General features: G+C 32.1%; 23 protein-coding genes. 15 read left to right on the forward strand and 8 right to left on the reverse strand.

Going from position 1 to position 19,880, the window contains the following annotated elements:
• Positions 1 to 9: 9 nt before the first annotated feature.
• From Q4Q47_RS07705 to Q4Q47_RS23795, 3 genes are all read left to right on the forward strand, one after another.
• Positions 10 to 945: an HU domain-containing protein gene (locus Q4Q47_RS07705; protein WP_303306074.1), complete on the forward strand. Its 936-nt coding sequence runs from the start codon at positions 10 to 12 to the stop codon at positions 943 to 945.
• Between the two features lie 255 nt (positions 946 to 1,200).
• A complete protein-coding gene (locus tag Q4Q47_RS07710; protein ID WP_303306075.1) occupies positions 1,201 to 1,710 on the forward strand; it encodes an acyl-CoA thioesterase in 510 nt (169 codons plus the stop codon).
• A gap of 173 nt (positions 1,711 to 1,883) precedes the next feature.
• Positions 1,884 to 2,063 carry a DUF6515 family protein gene (locus Q4Q47_RS23795; RefSeq protein ID WP_332243946.1) on the forward strand — a complete coding sequence of 60 codons (180 nt, stop codon included), beginning with the start codon at positions 1,884 to 1,886 and terminating at the stop codon, positions 2,061 to 2,063.
• A gap of 944 nt (positions 2,064 to 3,007) precedes the next feature.
• Here Q4Q47_RS23795 and Q4Q47_RS07715 read toward each other — a convergent pair.
• A complete protein-coding gene (locus Q4Q47_RS07715) occupies positions 3,008 to 3,280 on the reverse strand; it encodes a sigma factor (RefSeq protein ID WP_303306076.1) in 273 nt (90 codons plus the stop codon).
• Entirely contained in the window at positions 3,277 to 3,609 is a 333-nt protein-coding gene (locus tag Q4Q47_RS07720; RefSeq protein WP_303306077.1) for a hypothetical protein, read from the reverse strand. The genes Q4Q47_RS07715 and Q4Q47_RS07720 overlap by 4 nt, the downstream gene beginning before the upstream one ends.
• A 372-nt stretch (positions 3,610 to 3,981) precedes the next feature.
• Here Q4Q47_RS07720 and Q4Q47_RS07725 point away from each other — a divergent pair, with 372 nt between their 5' ends.
• The 12 genes from Q4Q47_RS07725 (at position 3,982) to Q4Q47_RS07780 (ending at position 13,025) form a co-directional block, all read left to right on the forward strand.
• Positions 3,982 to 4,296, forward strand: coding sequence for a hypothetical protein (locus Q4Q47_RS07725; RefSeq protein ID WP_303306078.1), 315 nt, complete (start codon positions 3,982 to 3,984; stop codon positions 4,294 to 4,296).
• Between the two features lie 271 nt (positions 4,297 to 4,567).
• Positions 4,568 to 5,398, forward strand: a complete 831-nt coding sequence (locus Q4Q47_RS07730) for a ParA family protein (RefSeq protein WP_303306079.1) — start codon at positions 4,568 to 4,570, stop codon at positions 5,396 to 5,398.
• Between the two features lie 18 nt (positions 5,399 to 5,416).
• A complete protein-coding gene (locus Q4Q47_RS07735; RefSeq protein ID WP_303306080.1) occupies positions 5,417 to 5,902 on the forward strand; it encodes a hypothetical protein in 486 nt (161 codons plus the stop codon).
• Positions 5,902 to 6,627: a hypothetical protein gene (locus tag Q4Q47_RS07740; RefSeq protein ID WP_303306081.1), complete on the forward strand. Its 726-nt coding sequence runs from the start codon at positions 5,902 to 5,904 to the stop codon at positions 6,625 to 6,627. The genes Q4Q47_RS07735 and Q4Q47_RS07740 overlap by 1 nt, the downstream gene beginning before the upstream one ends.
• Positions 6,628 to 7,205: 578 nt before the next feature.
• The gene (locus Q4Q47_RS07745; protein WP_303306082.1) at positions 7,206 to 7,760 is read left to right on the forward strand and encodes a porin family protein; all 555 of its coding nucleotides are present in this window, start codon (positions 7,206 to 7,208) and stop codon (positions 7,758 to 7,760) included.
• Between the two features lie 315 nt (positions 7,761 to 8,075).
• Positions 8,076 to 8,258, forward strand: coding sequence for a hypothetical protein (locus Q4Q47_RS07750; protein ID WP_303306083.1), 183 nt, complete (start codon positions 8,076 to 8,078; stop codon positions 8,256 to 8,258).
• A 170-nt stretch (positions 8,259 to 8,428) separates the two neighbouring features.
• Positions 8,429 to 8,920: a hypothetical protein gene (locus Q4Q47_RS07755; protein ID WP_303306084.1), complete on the forward strand. Its 492-nt coding sequence runs from the start codon at positions 8,429 to 8,431 to the stop codon at positions 8,918 to 8,920.
• Positions 8,921 to 9,153: 233 nt separating this feature from the next.
• Positions 9,154 to 9,819 carry a DUF6796 family protein gene (locus Q4Q47_RS07760; RefSeq protein WP_303306085.1) on the forward strand — a complete coding sequence of 222 codons (666 nt, stop codon included), beginning with the start codon at positions 9,154 to 9,156 and terminating at the stop codon, positions 9,817 to 9,819.
• 72 nt (positions 9,820 to 9,891) lie between these two features.
• Positions 9,892 to 10,791: an energy transducer TonB gene (locus tag Q4Q47_RS07765; protein ID WP_303306086.1), complete on the forward strand. Its 900-nt coding sequence runs from the start codon at positions 9,892 to 9,894 to the stop codon at positions 10,789 to 10,791.
• Between the two features lie 253 nt (positions 10,792 to 11,044).
• Complete coding sequence (locus tag Q4Q47_RS07770) at positions 11,045 to 11,725, forward strand: hypothetical protein (RefSeq protein ID WP_303306087.1); 681 nt, start codon at positions 11,045 to 11,047, stop codon at positions 11,723 to 11,725.
• Between the two features lie 254 nt (positions 11,726 to 11,979).
• On the forward strand, positions 11,980 to 12,375 hold the full coding sequence (locus Q4Q47_RS07775) for a DUF2721 domain-containing protein (RefSeq protein ID WP_303306088.1): 396 nt from the start codon (positions 11,980 to 11,982) through the stop codon (positions 12,373 to 12,375).
• 134 nt (positions 12,376 to 12,509) lie between these two features.
• Positions 12,510 to 13,025 carry a GNAT family N-acetyltransferase gene (locus Q4Q47_RS07780; protein ID WP_303306089.1) on the forward strand — a complete coding sequence of 172 codons (516 nt, stop codon included), beginning with the start codon at positions 12,510 to 12,512 and terminating at the stop codon, positions 13,023 to 13,025.
• 352 nt (positions 13,026 to 13,377) lie between these two features.
• Here Q4Q47_RS07780 and Q4Q47_RS07785 read toward each other — a convergent pair whose 3' ends face one another.
• The 6 genes from Q4Q47_RS07785 to Q4Q47_RS07810 form a co-directional block, all read right to left on the reverse strand.
• Positions 13,378 to 14,610, reverse strand: coding sequence for a murein hydrolase activator EnvC family protein (locus tag Q4Q47_RS07785; RefSeq protein ID WP_303306090.1), 1,233 nt, complete (start codon positions 14,608 to 14,610; stop codon positions 13,378 to 13,380).
• Entirely contained in the window at positions 14,610 to 15,377 is a 768-nt protein-coding gene (locus tag Q4Q47_RS07790) for a DUF4292 domain-containing protein (RefSeq protein WP_303306091.1), read from the reverse strand. Before Q4Q47_RS07790 ends, Q4Q47_RS07785 begins: the two co-directional genes overlap by 1 nt.
• The gene (locus Q4Q47_RS07795; protein WP_303306092.1) at positions 15,377 to 16,738 is read right to left on the reverse strand and encodes a tetratricopeptide repeat protein; all 1,362 of its coding nucleotides are present in this window, start codon (positions 16,736 to 16,738) and stop codon (positions 15,377 to 15,379) included. The genes Q4Q47_RS07790 and Q4Q47_RS07795 overlap by 1 nt, the downstream gene beginning before the upstream one ends.
• Positions 16,739 to 16,859: 121 nt before the next feature.
• Positions 16,860 to 17,879 carry a sugar phosphate nucleotidyltransferase gene (locus Q4Q47_RS07800; protein ID WP_303306093.1) on the reverse strand — a complete coding sequence of 340 codons (1,020 nt, stop codon included), beginning with the start codon at positions 17,877 to 17,879 and terminating at the stop codon, positions 16,860 to 16,862.
• 96 nt (positions 17,880 to 17,975) lie between these two features.
• Positions 17,976 to 18,410: a dUTP diphosphatase gene (gene dut / locus Q4Q47_RS07805; RefSeq protein WP_303306094.1), complete on the reverse strand. Its 435-nt coding sequence runs from the start codon at positions 18,408 to 18,410 to the stop codon at positions 17,976 to 17,978.
• Position 18,411: 1 nt separating this feature from the next.
• On the reverse strand, positions 18,412 to 19,839 hold the full coding sequence (locus Q4Q47_RS07810) for a lipopolysaccharide biosynthesis protein (RefSeq protein WP_303306095.1): 1,428 nt from the start codon (positions 19,837 to 19,839) through the stop codon (positions 18,412 to 18,414).
• Positions 19,840 to 19,880 lie beyond the last annotated feature (41 nt).

Below are 19,880 nucleotides of genomic sequence, written 5' to 3' on the forward strand. Positions count from 1 at the left end.
TTTGTTTTTATGCAATTAGAAACCTACATAAGCGATTTACTATATAGATATGAGTGTGTTACCATTCCTGAGTTTGGTGCTTTTTTAACACAACGTGTATCTGCAACCATTCACGAAAGCACTAATGCTTTTTATCCGCCTAACAAAATGCTGTCATTTAATGAGCAAATTCAAAAAAATGATGGTTTGTTGGCGCATTATATTGCCGATGTAGAAAAAATCCCTTTTGAAGTTGCCAATAAAAAAATTGCAAAACGAGTAAAAACATTAAAAGCTTACTTAACACAAGGGGAAACACTTACTTTTAAAAATATTGGAGACATTGTTTTTAATAGTGAAGGTAAAATTTTGTTTGAACCTTCTAATCACCTTAACTATTTAACAGATGCCTTTGGGCTGTCTCAATTTGTATCCCCAACAGTCACCCGAGAGGTTTACAAAGAAGAGGTTGAAAGCATTGAAAAAGTAATTCCTATTACTGTTACTCCAGAAAAGCGCAAAACCAGACCATATTTAAAATATGCAGCCATTGCTGTAATTGCCTTAACGCTTGGTGGTTTTGCAGGATCTAATTATTATGTAAATCAAATCGAGCAACATAATCAATTAGCACAAGAGGAAGCATCACAACAATTAGACGCTAAAATACAACAAGCAACATTTAATTTAAATCCGTTTCCAGCCATTACTCTAAATGTTAATAAGCAAACTGGTAATTATCATATTATTGCCGGTGCTTTTAGAATTGAGGAAAATTGTGATAAAAAAATAAAACAACTTAAAGCAGCCGGTTTTAGTGCCCGAAAAATTGGTGTTAATAAGTATGGTTTACATCAGGTTGTTTATGCCAGTTACGAAGATAGATTAGAAGCTTTGGAAGCCTTAAGAACCATCAAGAGAACGCATAATAAAGACGCTTGGTTAGATGTTAGAAAACTAGATTAGTTTTTACAAATTCACTCATATTTTACTGCTTTATACCATTTTATGCTTGAATTTTCCGTAATAAAACGCCCTTTTTCCCTTTCTATTTCAAAATAAAAAACAACCGTAACTATTGCTATGCTTGATACCCAGTCAAGCTGAGTACATGTTTTTATTATTCATAATAAAGAAAAAAATCATCATTTTCTTTTTCGGAAAATTCAAACATAAAATGGTATTAATACTTAACTTTGCCGCATCATTAAATTTATTGTGATGCAAGCAAAAACTCCCGAACAATCGAGAACCATACTCACCGATGTGGTCTTACCTGGTGAAACCAACCCATTAAATAACTTATTTGGTGGCGAACTACTAGCGCGAATGGATCGCGCGGCAAGTATTGCTGCAAGACGCCATTCAAGACGTATTGTGGTAACTGCTTCTGTGAATCATGTCGCTTTTAATAGAGCCGTTCCTTTAGGAAGTGTCGTAACTGTTGAAGCTAAGGTGTCTCGTGCTTTTAAGACCTCTATGGAGGTGTTTATGGATGTCTGGGTAGAAGATAGAGAGTCTGGTGATAAAGCGAAAGCAAATGAAGCTATTTATACCTTTGTGGCGGTAGATGAAACAGGGCGCCCTATTGCAATTCCTGAAGTCATTCCAGAAACCGATTTAGAAAAAGAACGCTTTGATGCTGCATTGCGCCGTAAACAATTAAGTTTATTATTAGCCGGGAAAATAAAACCAAATGAGGCTACAGAATTAAAAGCACTTTTTGAATAAATAAAATATTTCGCACAGTGAAGGTGTATGGCAATTTCAATTGAAATCCCTAGGCAAAACCTTGAGGGATTTCTTCCCGATTAAACTTTTTGCTTTGTAGAAAGTCTTATAGTAGAATTTAATCTTAAAAAGCTATGAGACTATTTATTATTTTATTTTTCGTTTTATGCACGATGAGCTTATCATCTTGTGTTACCCGTACCCATGTTGTTACTAAACCTGCAAAGGTCGTTGTTGTAAAAAAAGCCCCTAGGCATTACAAAATTGTAAAAGTTAAAGGGAAACGTTATTACTTTTGGAATGGAAATCACTATAAGAAAACAAGAAAAGGCTACGTGATTGTGAGAGTATAACAAATTTAGCTGAGATTTATATTCGGAATCTGTGTGTTATCAGAATAAAATAAACCTGTCGTTCAGATCACTCCAACTGTGCTCGGTATAGAATATAGCGAACCTGCCTATGGCAGCTACGGTGTACCCACAAATTAATAAACAATAAGAGTACCATGATCTTTTTACCATTGCCGCAAACCAAAAAGGTCTAGGCTTACCAGAATCCTGTAGAAAATGCTACGGAGGTCCCAGCCACAGATAAAAAGAACTCGCCATATGACCTTTCTTTGTTTGCCCTTTTATTTGCCATAATTACTGGTCCACCGATAATCCAATATCAAGCTCAAACAGCTTTTTATCTCAAAGCCCTCGTGCTGACTCCTTGATTTTTGACAGAACCCTGGATAGGCCACAGTCCCAACCTCCATGGTCTTTCTTTTTTTAGTGCGGCCAGGTCCCTCTGCCCGTTGTCAGGAAAAGGCCATTGGGCTGTCCGACCTTTCGGAAGGATAGAGCACAAAAGCTTCGGAGACGAAGTTTTGGGCTTGGTTCTTTTCAAGCGATAGCGTGAGAAGAAACCTTGTCATTCCGAACGCTATCAAAAACAAAATATATTTTGTTTGAAGATATAAAGCGAAGCTTTTGAGGAGGAATCTCATCATATTGAGATGTCTCAAGTTTATCTTGAGCGTAGTCGAAAGGCTCACCCTTCGCTCTGTCGGCATGACAAACAACTGTATTTCAATTGATTAATTTGATTTTTTTCAATAAAACTTACGTCCAACTCGGGTTAAAATAAAAACTTATGTAAGGTTCCCTTTTGCTAGAAAAATGTTAGTTAGAGATATTATTGCTTTTTCAAAGCAAACAGAGAGATTAAATTTTTCACAATAAAGAAGACTACAACGAGAGCTTACTGGCTCTATCTAAAGAACAAAAGGGAATCACTTACATACTGAATTTTATTTGTGCGGGGGCTCATAATGTTCTGTAACCTTATAGTGTTTACTTTTTAAAAAATGAAGACATTCATTTTTTACCGTCTTATAAAAAACCCCTGTTACATGGTCTTTGTTTTGAAAAGTGATTTTATCTTCCCATGCTTTAACAAATACTTCCTCAACAACATCTTTTGAGAATTCCCAATCGTTGAGGTATTTGTAAGCAAACACACTTAGTTGTGGGTACAAGCTCTCAAAAAGCTTTTTATAATTATTTAATGTAAGTTCATTCATTTATTACTATTTACTACGTCGTTTATTTTAATACACGATTCTATATTTTCAATAATCATATGTGCTGGAATCAATGCTCTGTTGTTAAAATATGCGGCAGGGAAAAACGCAAAGAACCCGTCAAACTCTTTTCTTGACAAAAGATTTGTTCCGGTATTATAGCCCTCATGAGCATGGATAATGCCAATAACCCTTAGCCCTGTTTTACAATGGTTTTTAACGGCATACGTTAGCTCAGTTTTATCCAATAAGACCATTAATGTGGCTATAAGGGCATAGTGTGGTAGTATAAAACTATCTGGTAATGTATAGGTTTCTGTTTTTTCCATAGAATTTAATGCTATTAGTTAGTAACATTTTAAGTTTAGTTCCTTAAAAAGAGATATCACCTCTCCAAAGCCTATAATGTGTGAAAACAAAAAAGGCGCGGAACTCAACTTACCACGTTAGAGGTACTGGTATACCCAACCACGATAAGAGAGCCCACGCCCGGGTACGTGAGCCAATCTACTTATCATCTCGTGGTTTTAAAAATTACCAGTTTTCTAACATGAGATTCAAAGCAATTGCTTCAATATTTTAAAAGAAGAATCGCAAAAATATGTATTTCTGGAGCTAATATATAAAAAAAGGCAATCATTCGCTAACGCGAACAGTTAATTTTTGATTATTCGCTTGATTTGGGTGAATTGTAAATAACGATGAGTAAACACAAGAACAAAAAAAGTAAGGATGAATTAAATAAGGCAAACGCTTTAGTAAATAGATATTTGTGCAACTTTATTGCTAATAAGTTCTTGCAAACATTTCATGATCAAGATGGAAATGTGATTTCTCAGAACAAATATGCAAGCTCATGTGGCTTATCTTCGTCTACTCTCAGTAAATTAAAGAGCTCTGAAGGTTATGATATACCAATGGCAACCATTTACAATATTTGTAGACAGGAGAGGTATTCTTTGAAAAGCTTATTTGAAGAGTTTGAAAAAAATTATGGAGTGAACATACCGCTTTAGGTGCTAATTTTATTGTACTTTTCTGTGATATAAACTCCTAAGAGCTAAACCACTAATAAAAGGAAAATATTAGATAAATTTGGTTTATTTATAATAGGAATAAACGCAATATTATGTTTATACAATAGTTGTAGTTAATAGCTCAAAAAAGCTAAATACTAAAGAAAATAACTTTTAATTATATAAAATTCATAAATTACCTTCTTAAAAATGAAATGGATTTATACATCCTAATTAATTACAATAAAAAATTTAAAAATATTAAATAAAGATGAGTGTTATAAGTCTAATAAATATGAAAGGGGGCGTAGGTAAAACAACTCTCGCTATAAATATTGCTGATTGTCTTGCATCACGTCATGACAAAAAAGTACTTATATTAGATGTTGATCCACAATTTAACTGCACTCAAAGTTTAATGCAACCAAAAGCCTATGTCAAACACTTAGAAAAGGAAAAGGATACTATTGTAAATGTTTTTGATCGAGTAAAACGCGCAGTAGCCAAGACAGTTGATGGAATCGGAGAGTTAAAAAGCAAAAAAATAGATAAAATAGAACCAATTGAAATTCGAAAAAATCTTTTTTTATTGCCTGGTAATTTAGAGCTTTACAGAATGGAAATGTCCCCGGGAGAAGGTAGAGAGTATAAATTATCTAGGTTCATTGAAGCAATAAAAAAGAAGATTGATATCGATATTACAATAATCGATACCCCGCCAACTCCTTCAATATGGATGACTAGTGCCTTATTAGCATCTGATAATTACATCATTCCAGTAAAACCCGATCCAATGAGTTTTACCGGAATTGATCTACTCGAAAGTATTATTGAAGATAAAAGGGACAATCTTAATATAAAAATTAAATGCCTAGGATTAGTACTCACAATGGTTGAAACCGGCACTAAAGTACATAAAGGTGTTCTTGGGATAATTTCAAAAAGCAAGAAATGGAGAGCCTTAAAATTTAACAAAGAAATACCTAAACGGACCCAAATAGCACGCGAACAATTAAATCAGAAATTTATCTTAGATAATTCTGATGAGAGTGCGAAAATTGCCCTTACGGGTCTAGTAAATGAAATTTTAGCAAAATTATAAATCAATTATTTGCGAGAAATGAATGATAACGAAATAAAAAAAATATTTAACTTTCTAGAAGAGCTATCTTGGGTTTTTAAATCGCATAAAAATGTAGATTTGAATGATTTTCTAAATGAAATTAGAATCAATCAAAATATTAGAAACTCAATAATGCATGGTACAATTAACGAAAGTAGATTAAGCGAAAAAGATCGCTTAATTGGTATTTTACCTAAATTATTAAACGACAAGAAACTATTTTCCAGAAATTCAGATTTAATAGACTTTGCGGAATCTACTTTCAATATTAGCATTTCAAGACCTGAAAAGAGATCTAGATATGAAATTATTGGATTGGTAATAATAGAAATTTTAGAACTTAAAAATAATAGAGTCCTCGATATTACTGATGCGATACAATCACTTACTAGTAATACGAAATTTAAAACTATGCTTAAGAAGAAAAAGAACAGCCCAAACTTTTCATGGAATGAAGCAATTAGAGAAATTACAAATCAATAATGTCAAGAGAAGTTAGTAAAGATTTCGAAGAATTTATAACATTTTTAAAAAACTATAAACTCAAAAAAGTTTTTAAAAATGATGAAGTGATTAAGAATTTAAGAAAAATTCACAAAAAATATTATTCTTATTTAACTCTAATAAGTGAATTGGAATCACTTGTCGACGATACCAAATTAAAGCCAGAAATAAAAAAAATTCAATTCACATATATCGTTGAATCATCTTCTGATATTCTCTCAGCAGTATTTCATTCTATAAACGGATCATATAAGTCAGCAAGAATGATGTTAAGGAGTTCAATAGAGACCTTTTTTAAGGGATTTTGCGAACAAGATATTGAAGGTATATTAGAAGAAAAGAGGATTTTCGTAATATTCGATTCTATCAAAGAAATAGATTATTTCAAAAAAGAGCCGCAAAAAACAATGCTGAATTCTTGCTTATCCGAATATGGAGATTTATGCAAAGATACCCATACTGCAAAAGCAATAAACATGCAAAAACTAACTGCTTTTAAATATTTTCCGAGTTATGATGACAATCAAATGAATGATATAAGCAAGAGAATATTAAAGCTTATACAGGTTTATCTATTCTTAATCTGTAATAGACACAATTCTCATTTTCAGCAAATGCATCATAGAAATAAAGCTAACATTATTTTAAGTATAAAAAAGTCGTTAAAACCGATTATTTTAAATAATATAGATTATAAAGGTTAGGCATTTCAGTCACTACTAACTACCCCCTAGTGCCGAGTGTGAGTGATAAAAAGAAAAAAGTTTTTACAGAAATGCAGAAGCTTTTCTAGATTATTTTCATTGACATTTGTAGACGCTTACCGCCACTAGTTTTGAAAACTAGAGGTAGCAGAGGTAGATTTAAGGCAAATACAAATACTTTTAGGTCATGGTTCTAGTAAAAGGCAGAAATATTACTCGTGTAGCTACAAATACTTTCAAAACAATTAAAAACCCATTAGATTAGTGGTCTCCCCCGCTGTTCCATAGTATGCCCCGGCTAGGATTTCCTTGTGGCGTACCGAGGAAGTTTTAAGTGTAAGGAGGAAAAAAAGAAAGCTTTTACAGAGACGTAAAAGCTTTTTTAAATTATTTTTTATTGGTATTTGCTTAGGCTTACCACAGTAGACTCAACTGATTTAAAAATTAAGAAATACTTCTGTTAAAATTTAGAAATTGTTCTGTTAATAATGGTTAAAAACGTTAAAGCTATTATAAACACAATCCTACAAACACAAAAAACATTTGATTTGTTTTAAATAATCAAAAAATTTAAAACAATGAAAAAACTATTACTAGTAACAGCCATCAGCATTTTGGGATTAGCACATATTAACGCACAAGACGTTGAATTCGGAATTAAAGGCGGTTTAAACTTTGCTACAGTTATTGGAGACAATACCTCAAAAGATCAAACTGTAACCGCTTTTAATTTTGGAGCCATGGCTGAAATTAAAATTTCAGACAAATTCTCTTTGCAACCCGAATTAATGTATTCCGGACAAGGGTATGATACAAACATTGATTCTGAGGGTATTATAGCACTAAACTATTTGAATATTCCATTAATAGCAAAGTACTATGTTACAAAAAGGTTGAGCCTTGAAGCAGGACCTCAAATTGGTTTTTTACTTTCTACTAAAGGAGGCACTGAAGATTATAAAGATCTTTTTAAAACAACAGATTTTGGTGTGAATTTCGGTCTTGGCTATAAATTGGATAATGGTCTTAATTTTGGAGTACGTTATGTTTTAGGTTTATCTAATATTAACGATGTGGGTGGTGTGACAAATAAAAATGGAGTATTACAATTAAATGTTGGCTACTTCTTTTAAGGCTTAATAATTTTCAATATTATAACACTTTAATAACAGAATTAAAAAATCCTAACCCTGCAAAAGTCGCACTGAATAACAGAACAATTGATTTTCGCGGAATCCTCGCTGTTTCATAGAATGTGGGGGTTCTTTCTTTTTTTAAATATGCTCCTTTTACAACCAGAAACAATCAGTTTAAGCTCTTTTTTGACAAAAACCTTGATTCCTATACAGAATAAAAACAACTTCTTTTTTTTTGAATAAATAAGACAGGGTTAATATACGGACTCACGTTGGCAACAACTAAGACAAAGAAACCCATAAATGAACACTATGACAATAACAAAATTGCAGCGATTAACATCTTTCTGTAGAATTATAATTTTCACTACAATAACTGTCCTGCTATTTAGCTGTAGTGATGACAACGAAAATGAAAATAATTTAAATCAATCAACGAGTAAATTATATGCTATTGAGGGAGTAGGAAGTCATTTGAAAATTGTAGAAGTGTGAATATTTATTAAAAATAGCGGTTACCAACTTCCTATAAAATTAATTGCTAGTACAAGTCTACTTACGAAAATCTTTGCGGATTTTCTATTCGGTTTGTATTTGCTAAATTAGGCGCTTAAAACACGCAACAAACCATAAACACGTTGACAATAATTAAAGAAAAGACTAAAATGAAAAAACTGAACTTAATATTAAACTTATTATTATTAACTTTTATTATTTCTGGATGTAAATCGGAAGATGACAATGTAACTTCTGAGGAAAAAAATGAAATACTCATTTTTGGTTGGTTTGCTGATTCAAGTTGTTCAGGTGATTGTTCAACTATATATAAAATAGAGAATGAAAAAGTTTATAAGGATATTGATTATAATTATCCTGAAAACACTTTTTTTGAAGGTAACTTTCAACTGATGACTAATGCAGATTATCAAGATTTTAAAAACCTAATAGCTGAATTACCTAATGAAATATTTAATGAGCCTAATGGCTATTTAGATTGTACTGATTGTACAGATGTTAATGGTGGATTTTATTTAGAACTTCAAAATGATGATGGTTTTCATAAATCTTGGCGTTTTCGTAATGCATTATATCCCGATTATATGAAAAATTATCGAAGTTTGTTAGTAGATAAAATAGCGGAATTAAACAGTTTGTAATCATTATAGATATCAAGTATAACAATGAATGAAGGTTAAAATGCTTATTTACAAACCCCGCCAAATATATTACACGATAGCGAAATGATCTTTTTTAGCTTTTAAGAATGACAAATTAAAAACAACATATAAAAATGTGGCTAAGTGCTAATCCGAAAATTTGTACTTTTAAATACGCTACGTTTCATACACAAAACCGGTATACAATATCGGAAAAACCTGCAATTAATAAAATGAATCCCTTTTGGATTAAAGTTTTGGGACTATTTGGAATAGTTGGCGGATTGATTTTATTCGCTGGAGATATGCTTTTGTATTATGACCCAATTAGTACGAGTTTTAAAACAAATATGGGTAATGCTTCTGACTTTAGAATTATTGCAAGTGGAGTTTGTGCCTTATTTGCAACTTGGTTTTATATGATTGGATTAGGTCAAATATATTATGCATTTAAAACGACAAAACCGATTTTTAGAAATGGCGTATTGATTTTTTTCGGAAGTATCTTAATAGCATTTGGAATAGTTCACGGAGCTTTTCTTGCTATCGCTACAACTGCGAAACTGGCGACTGAACATAATCTTGATATAAACGAGGCCGTTTCACTTTCTGAAAAAATAAACAAAACCTTGAGATTATTCGTTTATCCAATTGTTGGTGTTTTATCCATTCTTTTTATTAGTCAAGTTTGGAAGAGAAAAACTTTATATCCGAGATGGATTATTATTTTTTTCCCATTAATCCCGCTTTTAATTGAAGATTTGGTCTGTAAATATTTACCTGATAACATTTGGATTGTAATCAAAGGAGGTTACTTAAATCTAATTTTGGTTGTCTTTTTTACTGCATCTACGATTGCGCTATGGAATATTAAAAAGTTTAGAAATAATACTAAATAAAGCACAGCATACAACAACCTGTCCATATGCAGTAACGTTAGGCTATAATTTTAATATCTAAACACAAAGAGCATGAGAAAATACACTTTTACAATTCTACTATTAGCAACTATATCTCAACTGTCTGCTCAGAATAAAATTAATTGGCAATTACATGAAAGTGAAGAAAATGATGCTGTAATTTATAAAACTTCGAAAGTATACATTCACTTTGACAGAGCTAATTTTTTACAACTATTCGGGTCAATTTTCGTAGCATTTGATAAATTGGAAACTATGAAAGGTGAAAAATTAGAATCGGTCAAAAAAACATATTCTTTTGCAAAAGAATATGCAATACCTATTCCAATTATTGATTCCGTCACTTATGAAAACGATGATACCTTACGGATAATAAAAAAAATGATTAAAGAAGATCTGGGTGCTTATATGTTTTTTAACAAGAAAGTAAAAGTATTTGACTTGAAGGGGAATAGACACATGGTTATTCAAAGACAAACAATAGATACTAATTCGAAGGATAAAAAGTACGCCTACTACCTATTCCGAGATGAAGATTCTTTTTATACTAACGAAACAACTTTTGCGCCAATTGAATTTAATTATGGAGGAATTATTGAGGAAGACATCATTATAGAAGAAGAAGAAACGATAAAAAAAGATTCTGCCAAAGAGACTGATTTTGATGAGATTTTTACAATTGTTGAAAAATATCCGGAATTTGCAAAAGGACAAAAGGCATTTTATAAAAAGCTACGTTATAAATCTACATCCATAAAAGGAAAGGTTTTCGTCCAGTTTGTGATTGATAAAGATGGCAATGTAATTGATCCCAAAATTTTAAGAAGCCTTTCTCCAGAATGTGATGAACAAGCTTTGAAAATAATCAAATCAATGCCAAAATGGATTCCTGGTGAACATTTAGGACAAAAAGTAGCTGTTCAACTTATCTATCCAATAATTTTTGAATGAATAGGCAACATTCCCTATCCCAAAACTGGCAGATTTTAATAAAGTCCCCCAAATTTACAATTTGACGGCTGAAATAAATATAATGATAAAATTGTAAATTTGGCTGAGTGTTAAACCGAAAAGTAAGTGCATTTTAATCCCCGGCTACCGCTAGGATTTCCTAGTGGAGGTAGGAGTAAGCAAAATAAAATGCACTGGTGTGTTTATCCCTACGTTGTACTTCATTATAACTATACTAAAAAATTAATAAAACATGAAACGTATTATTACAGCATTAGTTTTTACAGGAATTTTGATTTCTTGTAATTCATCAGACAAAACCAAAGCCCCTATACAAGAATCCTCTATAACGGAAACTGCAACAGATAGTAAATCAAATGATATCAATAAACAATTAAAGACTATTGATACTGATGAAGATTTAATTGCAACAGCATTAATGGCTGCTCCCGAAGAAAGCAGATCGAAATGTAAAGTTATTGGATATAATATGGCAGGTGAATTTGTGACGATGAGAGAAGGAGATAATGAATTTATTGTTCTTGCTGATAATCCTAATCAGGATGGGTTTAATGCCGCATGCTATCATAAAGATCTTGAACCTTTTATGGCGAGAGGACGAGCCTTAAGAGCAGAAGGAAAGACAGGACAAGAAGTCTTTGCTATCCGTGAAGCAGAAATGAAATCAGGTCAACTTAAAATAACTCCTGGATCGACTTTGCACATTTACTACGGGGCAAAAACAATGTATAACCCTGAAACGTCAAAAGTTGAAGGTGCTCAACTCCGCTATGTGGTATATATGCCTTGGGCTACATCAAAATCTACCGGCTTGCCAGAAGTCCCATATGCTCCAAATCATCCTTGGATTATGAATCCCGGAACACATAGAGCGCACATTATGATTTCACCTTTACCTGCAGATAGAGAGTAGCCTTAATGAGGAATTAAATGCTGATAGAAACAGAATTAAAAAAGAGGAAATAACGAAAGCATACACAAAACGTTAACATGCATTAAGTATCGTAAAGGGACATAGTTTACACGTTTTAGGTAGTCATTTGAGATAAAAATCAAATGAATGTGCCCTGGAAAAAATCTTCTTTTATACCAAAAAATCCAGTGTAAAAATCACTCGATTATAAAATGGAATTAATAATTTAGTTTTTTATACAAAACCTATTATTCATGGAAGAACTTACCTTAACAACTCCTGCTCTATTGTTTTCAGCAATATCTTTAATTATGTTAGCTTACACCAATAGATTTTTGGCTTATGCAGCTATAATACGGAACTTGCACGATAAATATCAAAGAGAAAAGGATTCCGTTTTAATAGCTCAAATTAAAAATATAAAACACCGCTTATATTTAACCCGTTCTATGCAAATTTTTGGCATTACCAGTTTGTTATTTTGTGTACTTACTATGTTCTTAATTTACATACAGCAGCATACTATTGCGGTTTGGATATTTGGTTTAGCACTTATTTTATTAATACTTTCTTTGGCTTTTTTAATTTGGGAAATTCAAATTTCAGTTAAAGCTTTAGAGCACCATATTAATGATATTGAGAATAGATAAGCTCATTTTATTTAGGCGTTAACATCAACTCTGAAAAAAACTCAATCAAATTTAAAGTATAGCAAGAAACGGATTTTTTAAAAACTAAATCCTTTCGAAATTTGTGTCGTTAATAAAATCGAACGAACAAAAACATGGAAATTAAAAACTGTACAATTAAAGACATTGATGAAATTTTTAGACTTTATAAAATGGCATCAGACTATCAAAAGACAAAGAAAAAAGTGGTAGTATGGCCAAATTTCAAAAGAGAACTTGTCGAAACTGAAATTAACGAAAATCGACAATGGAAAATGATAATCGATGGTGAAATTGCCTGCCTATGGGCAATTACTTTCGAAGACGAACAAATTTGGGAAGAAAAAAATAAAGATAGTGCCATTTACATTCATAGAATTACGACCAATTCGAATTTTAGGGGAAATCGTTTTGTTGCAAAAATTGTAGAGTGGGCTAAGGAATATGCTAAATTAATGGGCAAGCAGTTTGTCAGACTTGATACTTTAGGAAACAACGTTAGATTAATCGAACATTATAAAAATGCAGGGTTTGAGTTTTTAGGTATGTTCAACCTCAAAAATACCGATAATTTACCTGAACATTATCACAATGTTCCAGCTTGTTTATTTGAAATAGATTTGAATAAATAAAATAAATAATTGGAGACGCAATCTTATAAAGTATGTAAATTAACGTCAGTTCGATATATTACAAATTGGTAGTCAGATATTTAAAATATTTTAATGAAGAAACCTTGTCATTCCGAACGCTATTAAAATCAAAATATATTTTGATTGAAAATACCTAAGCGAAGCTTATGAGGAGGAATCTCATCATATTGAGATGTCTCAAGTTTATCTTGAGCGTAGTCGAAAGGCTCATTCTTCGCTCTGTCGACATGACAAACAACTTTTTTTCAGACAATTAACTTAATTCTTTTCAACAAAACTTACGTCGAACTCAGGTTAAATTAAGTTTTTCAGACCTCACCAAAAAATGATATCACATTTTATAAATCCACGAAGCCGGATTTTCTGTATTCATCCCTTTAGATAATGTAAAACTTAAAATAGTCTCACCATTTGAGGGATTCGTAAAAACTTCACCAATGACTTGTTTAGTGGATACTTTATCACCTTTTTTAACATGGACGTTAGATAGGTTTTTGTAGATAGTTAAATAACTTCCATGGCGAATCATCACAATGGGGTTTACATTTTTCATTTTAAGTATTTCGCTCACTTCACCATTAAAAACAGCCCTAACTTTAGCGCCCTTTTGCGTAGCAATCCGTACACCGTTACTTTTAATTGTTAATGATTTATCAATAGGATGGCGTTGTGTGCCATAGCCTAACCTTACGACACCTCTTTCCACCGGCCATGGTAATTTACCTTTGTTGGCTATAAAGTTAGACGCCAAAACTTTTTCCTCAGCCGTCAACGCAAAACTTTTTGAGCCCGTTACTTTTTTTCCTGCTTTTTTATTAGATCTGGCAATAGCTGCTTTAATAATACGGTCTATTTCTCTATCAATTCTATTGGCTTCTCGTTGTTTTTGTTTTATTTGAGACGCATATAATGATAGGTTCTTTTTAATTGACTTCATTAAAACCTCATGCTGCTTACGTTCTGATTCCAATGATTTTTGAATCACTTTATTATCGGCAATTAACCGCTTTTTGTCTTCTTTCTGATCTTGCAGGTCTCTATTTGTAGCCTGTAGTTCGGATGTTTTAGCTTTTATAGTTTCTCCTTGCTGCTTTTGATGATCGGAATACTGCTTTATATACTGTAATCGTTTATAAGCTTGTTTAAAATCATCAGACGATAACAAAAACATGATTCTGCTTTGTTTATTTTTACTTTTATAGGATCTAACTATCATGGCAGCATAATCCTTTTTTAACTCCATTAATTCGCCTCTAAGAACCGTTATTTTCTTTTGGTTCGAATTAATTTTACGGGTTAGTAAATTAGCTTGTTGATTGGTAACCTTAATCAGGTTAGATAGCACGCTTATCTTATAATTAAAATCTTCTATTAATGATATTTGTGATTTTTGTTTTGACTTATTCTCGGCACGTAATTCATTAATTTTCTGAATTTCTCTGCGTAATTCCTGCCGGCGTGTTTCTAACTGCTTTTGCTTATTGTTCTGAGAAGATGCAAAAGCCCCACATAGCAAAAATGCTATAATAAAAACTATTTTATATGAAGACTTCTTATCTAACATTAAAGTTTTATTTCTTTAAAACCTGATGGTATTTTAAATGGAAATCGTAACTCCTCATTTAAGCTAACATTTTTAAACTCTAAATTTATAATCGTTTCTTCATTAGTTTCTAAAGCTATCACTTTTATCTTTTCCGGAAGAATCTGCTTTTCAACTTCTTGATGCGATAAGTAATCAATCTGTAAATGTCTAAACTCTTTTGGTTGTGATATTTGCTGTGACTTCACTTTAAAATGAGAAGGATCAAATAAGAAGAATATTTCAAAAAGCGCGCGTTGTCTTTTAGGCTGAAGTACGTAAGATCCATCATCAACAGAACCTTTATAGGTATCATCTTTTAAATTAAATATGGTTTCTCCCAATAATAAATTTTGAACTTTTTGAAAGTCTAATTCGGTACCCAATAAATCACTTAGGTATTTATAATCACCATCAAAATAAGTGTTATCCAGCTTATTATAAAAACTAACTTTTTCTGGTGTCACTAATGCTTTTACTATCGAAAACGTGGCACTAATCCATAAGGCTTCATCCTTTTTAGCTCTAAAGCTTACCGAATGTGTTTGTGAATCTCCTTTTTGTGTATAGGTTATTTTAAGAGTAGACTTAAGCGTTTTAAAATTAGGTGCTTGTTTTGCGTTTTCTTTTATCAATTGTTTTGTAGAAAGATTATAATTAGCTTCTCCCTCAACAACCGTTTTTGATGATTTACAATTAAATACTAATAAGACTAAAAAAACTAAAATGAGTTGAGAGCGTATTTCCATTAATTCGAACTTTCTAATTGTTTTACTTTATCACTAAACGTTTTTGCTTTAGCTGTATTGTTTAATAGGGTATGGGCTTTACTTAGTTGATTGTAAAAATCAATTTCCATTTTAGTATCATCAATAATATAATCTAATCCCGTTTCTAAAGCTTCAACTGCTTTTTTGGGTTGATTTAATTGATTTAAAGCAATCCCATTTATTAAATAAAACAAGGGTTGAGATGGGTATTTCTGAAGTACTTCGCTACTTTTTTCTTTAGCTAAATCGTACTTCTGTAAATCTATATATAGTAACAATACATTTCGTAAAACACCAAAGTTATTTGGTTCTAACTTTAATGCCGCCTCAAAATACTCTAAAGCCTTTTCTTTATTCTTTTTCGTTAAATAGTATTGTCCTAACTCGATAAGTGTTTTACTGTTATTATTGTTACCAACCATGGCCGTAGCCTCCACCAAATCTGCCTCATATTGTGGGTTATTCCCAACAAACGTTACAAAATCCGTTAACACTTTAAGTTTCGCCTCTGGTTTTATTTCATTGCTTTTAACAACAATTTTCATAGATTCAATAGCTTTTTCGGCATCGTTATCATCTAAATAAAATTTGTATAGTGCTAAATGAACTAATTGTGAATTCGGATTCATTTTTAACAGTTCTTTAGCTGTCTCGAAAGCCTTCGCTTTTTCATTGTTTTCGCTGTAGCGGAAAATTAAAGCTAAGTAATTAGATTCTTTTTTAGGGCGGCTCTCTATACGTTCTTCAAGGTTTTTTATTTGATCTTTTTTTCTTCCCGTTTCTTCATAAATTCGATTACGCATCCTATCCCGAGACACTGAAATCCCAAATTTTGAATCTAATTCATCTAAAAGTTTTAAAGCATCATCATATTTTTTAGATCTGAGATAAAGCGATGCCAAATCTTCTTTATAATCTGGGTGATATTTAACAAGCTGCTTGACTGTTTTTATGGCTTTATCATAATCATATTGCGATACATAAAACCCATACAATTCATCTAAAAACCACTCATTATCTGGTTCTTTACTAATAGCTTTTTTTAATGCTTCTTCCGCGGCCCCAAAGTTTTTAAGTTTTTTATGATTTTTACCTAACTCAAAATACAAAACGGGTACAGAACTATCTAATTCTATACATTTTAAAAGTGATTCAATAGATCTATCATAATTCTCAATACCCTTTTGTTTTAAAGCTTCATAGAATAGTTCCTGAAACTTATCTTCTACATCCCCTAAATCATCATCTGGCTTTTTATTAAAATCTACTTGCGCATAGTTAATCTGTGGAAAAATTAACATTCCAAAAAGAACAAATAATATGTAGATTTTATTTTTCATACAATGTCTTCGTAAGCAGGTATCTTAATTTATTATATATGATGTCTCATGTTCGACATAACGAATAGTCTTCAAATAGTATTCCAAAACTCATTTAATGAGATTCCTGCTTTCGCAGGAATTATTCTAATACTGAATAATCTCCAATACTTACAGATGTATAATTACCATCATATTTAACATGATTACCAATCATAGCATCATCTAAATTAGCATTTTTAATTGTGGTATTTGTTTGAATTAAGCTATTCTTAACACTTGAATTCTCAATCATACTGTTACTCCCTATAGATACGTAAGGCCCTATCGTACTGTCTTTAAGAATAACATTTTCGCCAATAAAACAGGGCTCTATAATGGTCGAGTTATCCAATTTTGTCGATGGCGATACTAATTGCTCCTGATTATCTGCTTTTAAAAAGCCTAACATTCTTTGATTCGTCTCAATGGTTATAGCTTTATTGCCACAATCCATCCATTCATCAACGGTTCCTGTTTTAAAAACTTTCCCTTCGGCCATCATACGTTTAATGCCATCATTAATTTGGTATTCTCCTCCATTCATAACATTTTCATCCAGTATCTCTTGTAACTTTTCTTTTAAAATAGCCACGTCTTTAAAATAATAAATTCCAATGACTGCCTGATCGCTCACAAAGGTTTCTGGTTTTTCAACTAACTCAACTATCTCACTATGGCCATTTAATTTAACAACGCCATAAGCTTCAGGGTTTTTTACCTGTTTGGTCCAAATAACACTGTCTGCAGTCACATCTAAATCAAATTCAGCTCTAATTAGTGTATCTGCATATGCAATAACTGCAGGTCCAGACAATGATGGTTTTGCACACATAATGGCGTGGCCGGTACCTAACGGTTGATCTTGACGATAAATAGAAGCTTTAGCTCCTAAACTTTTTGCTAAATCTTGTAAACTTGAAACCACATCATCACCAAACCAAGCTGGATCACCTAAAACAAAAGCTATTTCTTCTATAGGTTGTTTTAAAACTTTGGCTATATCTTTTACTAATCTATGAACAATGGGTTGCCCCGCTACTGGGATTAGTGGTTTTGGTATTGTTAAACTGTGCGGACGTAAACGAGAACCTCGTCCTGCCATTGGTACAATTATTTTCATTGAAAACCTTTTTCATTCCCTCGCAGGAGGGAATCTTTTAAATTAAACTTCTTACTTTTATTCTTGAGTTTCCCGCCTTCGCGGGAAGGCAAAATTTTATTTTCGCCCCGTACTACCAAATCCACCTTCTCCTCGAGAGGTTTCAGATAGCTCTTCAACAGCAATCCATTCGGCACGTTCATGCTTTGAAATCACCATTTGTGCAATTCGTTCACCATTTTCAATAGTAAAATCTTCATTTGAAAGATTTACCAAAATCACACCTATCTCACCTCTATAATCTGCATCAACAGTTCCCGGAGCATTTAAAACCGTAATGCCTTTTTTTGCAGCTAACCCACTACGCGGACGTACTTGCGCTTCAAATCCTATTGGAAGCTCAATAAACAAGCCCGTTTTAACTATGGTGCGCTCTAAAGGTTTTAAGCTAATTGATTCTGAAATATTTGCTCTCAAATCCATACCTGCCGACGCAATGGTCTCGTAATTTGGCAAAGCATGCCTGGATTTATTTATAATTTTAATTTGCATGTTATCGCTTTAATAATTGTTTTATTTGACTTCTTTCTAATAACACTATAGTTGCTAAAAACAGACACAAAAATACGGTTCCTATAAGAATATTTCTTTCAAAAAGATAAAAACTTAGAAAGGATAATAATGAGCTAAATCCAAGATAAAACCCTATTCTTCCAATAGCATAAGGCACTTTATAATGCTTTTTTCCTATCAAATAGGAAAGAAGCATCATCATACCGTATGCTAGAAGCGTTGCATATGCACAGGCCATGAATCCTAATATTGGAATGCATACCACATTAAAAACTATGGTCATAATGGCCCCAATAATTGAAATATACATGCCGTAACGCGTTTTATCTGTCAGTTTATACCATACTGAAAGATTATGATAAATCCCCAAACACAGGTTAGCCAATAAAACAATAGGGACAATATCCAGAGCTATTAAATAACTTTCTTTTTTTATAAATATAGGTTGCAACCAATCGATAAAAGCAGTGACAATCAATAAACCCAGTGCACCTACAATCGTGAAGTATTTTAGAATGGTAGCATATGTTTCTTTTGCATTTTCTTCTTTAGAATGATTAAAGAAAAATGGTTCTGCTCCCATTCTAAAGGCTTGAATAAAAAGCGTCATAAATACTGCTAATTTATAACAAGCACTGTATGCGCCATTCACATATTCCCCTTCATATCTCGGTAATAACCACTTATCCAAATTTTCATTAATTACAAAAGCCAGTCCTGCGATCATTATAGGCCAACCATAATTAAGTAATTGTTTTAATACCTTTAAATCGAACTGTAGTTTACTTTTAAAGAAATAAGGGAGAACAAACAATAAAACAGCGATACTTGCTATAAGATTTGCTATAAAGATATACGCTACTTTATCATCTACCTTAAACAGGTTTTGCAGGCTTTCTGATCCATATGTAGCAGATAAAAATAAAATGTTTAATACGACAATAATAAATACATTAATAAGTTTTATCGAGGCAAATCGGATAGGTCTTCCTGTCACTCTCAAGTACGCAAATGGTATAACGATCAAAGTATCTATTAATGTTATACTTACTAATAAATTATAAAAGTTAGTATTGATATGAAGTGCTTGAGAAATTGGTTCTCTAAATATAAATAAAGCCACTCCCAATATAATAGTGCTACAAACGATTGAAATTATGGCTGTAGATAGCACCCTTTCTTTTTCTTTATTCTTACTAAAAAACCTAAAGAAAGATGTTTCCATTCCATAGGTTAGAATCACATTAAAAAAGGCTGCTACTATATAAAATTCGGTGTTTTCGGAATAAGCTTCATTGGGTAGTACATCTGTATGTAGGCGCACTAGAAGAAAATTTATAAGGCGCGGCAATACAATTGCTAAACCATAAATAATTGTGTCTTTAAAAAAGGTTTTGAGGATCCCCAACGATTCGTTTTTTATTCTGCTAAAAATACGTTTTTAGGGCA

The organism is Flavivirga spongiicola (genome assembly GCF_030540825.1).
Lineage (GTDB): Bacteria > Bacteroidota > Bacteroidia > Flavobacteriales > Flavobacteriaceae > Flavivirga > Flavivirga spongiicola.